The 4198-nt window shown below is 62.4% G+C and carries 5 protein-coding genes; 4 read left to right on the top strand and 1 reads right to left on the bottom strand.

Features of this window, described 5'->3' with window-relative positions; genetic code table 11:
• The 3 genes from ABSB13_RS16755 to rquA form a co-directional block, all read left to right on the top strand.
• Positions 1-492 (top strand): 4Fe-4S dicluster domain-containing protein (locus tag ABSB13_RS16755; RefSeq protein WP_428110476.1); only part of this gene is annotated, 492 nt, incomplete at its 5' end.
• On the top strand, positions 489-1076 hold the full coding sequence (locus ABSB13_RS16750) for a LutC/YkgG family protein (RefSeq protein ID WP_428110474.1): 588 nt from the start codon (positions 489-491) through the stop codon (positions 1074-1076). The genes ABSB13_RS16755 and ABSB13_RS16750, both read left to right, overlap by 4 nt.
• Positions 1077-1214: 138 nt before the next feature.
• Positions 1215-1976 (top strand): rhodoquinone biosynthesis methyltransferase RquA, encoded by a 762-nt coding sequence (gene rquA / locus ABSB13_RS16745; RefSeq protein WP_428110473.1) that lies wholly within the window; start codon positions 1215-1217, stop codon positions 1974-1976.
• 30 nt (positions 1977-2006) lie between these two features.
• Here rquA and ABSB13_RS16740 read toward each other — a convergent pair whose 3' ends face one another.
• The gene (locus ABSB13_RS16740) at positions 2007-2642 is read right to left on the bottom strand and encodes a type II toxin-antitoxin system RatA family toxin (RefSeq protein WP_428110472.1); all 636 of its coding nucleotides are present in this window, start codon (positions 2640-2642) and stop codon (positions 2007-2009) included.
• A 202-nt stretch (positions 2643-2844) separates the two neighbouring features.
• Between ABSB13_RS16740 and ABSB13_RS16735 the strand changes: the two genes are divergently transcribed.
• Positions 2845-4198, top strand: a 1354-nt coding sequence (locus tag ABSB13_RS16735; protein ID WP_428110470.1) for an FAD-binding oxidoreductase, incomplete at its 3' end; no start/stop codon positions are given.

Raw genomic sequence — 4198 nt, 5'->3', positions numbered from 1 at the left:
AAGGACTTTTGGTATTCGCTCAAATGCATTCGCTGCGGCGCCTGCATGAACACCTGCCCGGTCTACCGCCGCAGCGGCGGCTTGAGCTATGGAGCGACCTATTCCGGTCCGATCGGGATCATCATCAACCCGGCTTTCGATATCCGCAAATACAGTAATCTGCCCTACGCCTCGACGCTTAACGGCAGCTGCACCAATGTCTGCCCGGTGAAGATCAACATCCACGATCAGATCTACAAATGGCGCCAGGTCATGGCCGAACGCAATCAGCTGCCGCTGGTCAAGAAGGAAGCCATCCGTATCATCGGCAAAGTGTTGAGCGATCCCCGGCTTTACCGCGCGGCGATTTCGGCAACGGGCCTGGCCATCGAGCGTCTGCCGCGTTTCGCCATCTACAACTGGCTCAATCCGTGGGGACGGCAACGCGAGGTGCCAGAGTCGCCAAGGCAGAGCTTCCGCAGCTGGTATCTCGAGAACAGGAGGCGCCAGTGAGCAGCCGGGATGCCATCCTCGCCGCGGTGCGCGCGAATCAGCCCGCGCCAGGGCCGGCCATTCCAGCGATTCCGCTGTTCGAGCGGACTTCGCGATCTTTGCTTGAGGAGTTCCAGGAAGCCCTGGTGAGCATGGGCGGAAAGTTCGCCCCGGCTCTCGACACGGGCGGTCTCGATGCCTTGGTGCGATCACTGTTTCCTGATGCCGCCGTGATCTGCTCCGCCACGCCCGAGGTGCGCGGGACGCGGGCGCTCGACAGCAGCGCGGACCCGGCCGAGTTGGCCGATGTCGATGTCGGCGTCGTCCGCTGCGCATTTGGCGTCGCCGAGACCGGCTCGGTCTGGCTCAGCGAGGAGGAGTTGCAGGTGAACGCGCTAGCCTATCTCGCCCAGCACCTTGTCGTCCTGCTCGATCCGACGCGAATCATCAGCAACCTGCATCAGGCTTACCGCGACGCCCGGTTTAAGACCGCACGTTACGCGGTGCTGGTAACGGGTCCCTCGGCCACCGCGGACATCGAAGGCGTTCTCATCCACGGCGCCCAGGGCGTCCGCAGCCTTACGGTGGCTCTCGTTTCGCTTTGATGCGGGCGGCCGCTTGAAGCAAATTGACCTTGCCCCTGACCTGCGTCAATGCTCGGATGGCTACGCATGCGACTTAGGGGGTGCCACCCGCCCTAACGGGTTGTAGACTGTTGTAATCGATCGTTCTGAGGGACATTCATGCGACCGAAATGGATGCTGGAACACACTGTGCTGCCTACCGGTCCCGCATTCCCAGGCAAGGTCGGGGAGACCGTCGGACTTTGTCCGAGCGCATTGGTCCCCGACTATCTCAGCACTCATTATTGGTGGGCCTACATTCATCCCAAAGCGGTGAAGCTGTTCGAGCGCCAATGGCTGGTCAATCTCATCCTCTGGGGCAATTACACGCGGCTGCGCGATGCTGCGCTAGCGGAAATGGGCGAATCGTTGTCAGGCACGACCTTGCAAGTGGCCTGCGTTTACGGCGATCTGACTAATTGCTTGAGCCAACGCGCCACCATGGGCGGCGGATCAATCGACATTGTCGACGTTCTGCCGATACAGCTGACAAATCTGCACAGCAAATTGCTCGTGGGGGCGCCGGCAAGACTGCTGGCAATGGATGCCATGGATCTCAAGCTGCCCGATGCCAGCTATGATCGGGCACTGGTGTTCTTTCTGCTTCACGAGCAGCCGCGCGAATGGCGCGAGCGAACGCTGCGCGAGGTGTATCGGGTCGTCAAGCCTGGGGGCAAGGTTGTGATCGTCGACTATGCGCGGCCGCGCTGGTGCCATCCACTGCGCTACCTGTTACCGGTCCTGCTTGCGAAGCTCGAGCCGTTTGCCCTCGATTTGTGGCGGGAAGAAATCGCCAGCTGGCTGCCGGGTTCGTGTGCAACCAGCGCGCATAAGCGCCTGTTCTTCGGCGGACTTTATCAGCTGGTGGTAAGCCGGCGTTGACTGGCGAAGCGCGCCGATGTCTGGCCGCGCTCAGCGACTGCGCGCGGCGCCCGCGGAGGCCCTGTCGGGAAATAGATGGGCCGCTCGCCGCTCAAAGGCGTTCAGAATCTCACCGAACATCGCAGCAAAGACGCGCGACGCGACGGCCGCGAGTACCGGATTGTTTAATTCGTAGTTCACCGAAAAATGCAGCAGGGTGCGATCCTCATCCCGCGGCTCGAACCTCCACAGGGCGCTGAGATACCGCAGAGGTCCATCGACAGCGTCGATGCTGATCTTGCGGCTGATCGCGTCTCCTGTGGTCCGGTTGGCGTATCTGATCTCAAACGCCGAGAACCCAACGGTCATTCGCGACACGATGATGGTCCTGCCCGGCTCTTCCGTCGTGCGCGACAACAGCCTCACCTCACGGCAATGAGGCACAAACTCCGGATAGCTCTTCACATCCAGAACGAGATTGAAAAGATCTGACCAAGGATAGCCAACAAGCTTGCTCGTCTGAACGCTTGTCATGGCAGGAGTGACCAGGCTACCCGGCGCTTGGTCCGCAGCACGGACCTCGCGCAGGTCTCGGACGATCATAAACCGGCGTGCGTAGGCTTGCCACAATCTCCGTCCGGCAAACCCCGTGTCTCGCAAGGCAACAGCTTTACGAAGTCTTTCCATCACTTTATCAATATCAAACCCTCAGGCGCATTTGTGCGGTGCAAAGTTTCGGCCTAAAGCGGGGTCGGCGATATCAGGCAGTTGGATCGTGCGAGTGGATATAGGCCAACCGCGGCGGGCGAGAGGGCGGCCGAAGTATTCCCGAGAGGTATGTCAGCCTGTGTCATCGCGCCCGTCACGTCCCTCACCAAGTTTCCGGGCCATGACCTCGTCCGCCCGCACGCCGCAGCGCGATCGGGCACCGGATGCGCTTGCCGCAGGAACGCCCGCCGGCCTGCGCGACGATCTCGTCGCGCTCCTCGGCGCCGACTCCGTGCTCACTCGGCCCATCGATCTTATTCGCTACGCCACCGATGCCAGTCCGTATCGGCTTTTCCCCAAAGTGGTTGTGATCGCGCGCAATGTGGATGATGTGCGCAAAGTGCTCGGCTATGCGCGGCAGCAGCATGAGAGCGTGACGTTCCGCGCCGCTGGTACCAGCCTCTCAGGCCAAGCGCAGGGCGATGGCATTCTGGTCGACGTCAGGCGGCATTGGGCCGGCGTTGGCGTCGAAGCCGGCGGGCGGCGCTTGCGCGCCCGCCCCGGCACGATCTTGTCGCGTGCCAACTTGGCGCTTCTCGCGCACGGCTACCGCCTCGGCCCCGATCCGGCAAGCGCAGCGGCCTGCACGATCGGCGGCGTCATCGCCAACAACTCCAGCGGCATGTGTTGCGGCACGACGCAGAATTCGTACAAGACGCTATCGTCGCTCACGTTCATGCTGCCATCGGGTACGTTCATCGATAGCGCTGGAGAAAATGCCGAGCAGCAATTCGCAGCCAGCGAGCCCGCGCTCGCCGCTGGCCTGATGGCGATCAAGCGCGAAATCGAATCCGACCCGGAACTGGTGGCACGTCTCCGCAAGAAGTTCAGTATTAAGAACACGACTGGGTACCATATGGAGGCCTTCCTCGACGGCGCGACGCCGCTCGAGATCTTCCGCCGCCTGGTCGTTGGCTCGGAGGGCACGCTTGCGTTTATTGCGGAGGCGGTTTTCGAGACGATCGCGGACGATCAATACCGGCTCACGTCGTTTATGATCTTTCCTGACATGTATGCGGCCTGCGCGGCGGTGAAGCCATTTGTCGATCATGGCGCGGCCGCGGTCGAGCTGGTCGATCGTGCGTCGCTGCGCGCCGTAGAGGGCAGGCCCGGGGTGCCGGACCGCTGGAAAACATTGCCCGAGCAAGCGACCGCGCTGCTCGTTGAGTTCCGCGCCCCAAATGACGCCGCCCGCGGCGAAGCGGAGCGCATCGCGAACGCGACATTGGCCGGGCTGACGCTGCTCGAGCCCGCGGAGTTCACGGGGGACCCGATGCTTGCGGCGCAGTTTTGGAACGTGCGCAGCGGGCTGCTGGCCTCGGTCGGCGGCGCCCGGCCGTCAGGCTCATCGTTTATTCTGGAGGATGTTTGCTTCCCGCCGGAGCGGCTCGCTGACGGCGCGCTCGATCTGCAGGCCCTGTTCGCCAAGCACGGCTACACCGGAATCGTCTTCGGACATGCCTCGGCCGGCAACT

Origin of the sequence: Binatus sp. (SeqCode) (assembly GCF_050013435.1) — a bacterium.
Lineage (GTDB): Bacteria > Desulfobacterota > Binatia > Binatales > Binataceae > Binatus.
Note: the sequence above shows the minus strand (reverse complement) of the source record. Positions and strands in the feature narration are given on the sequence as shown.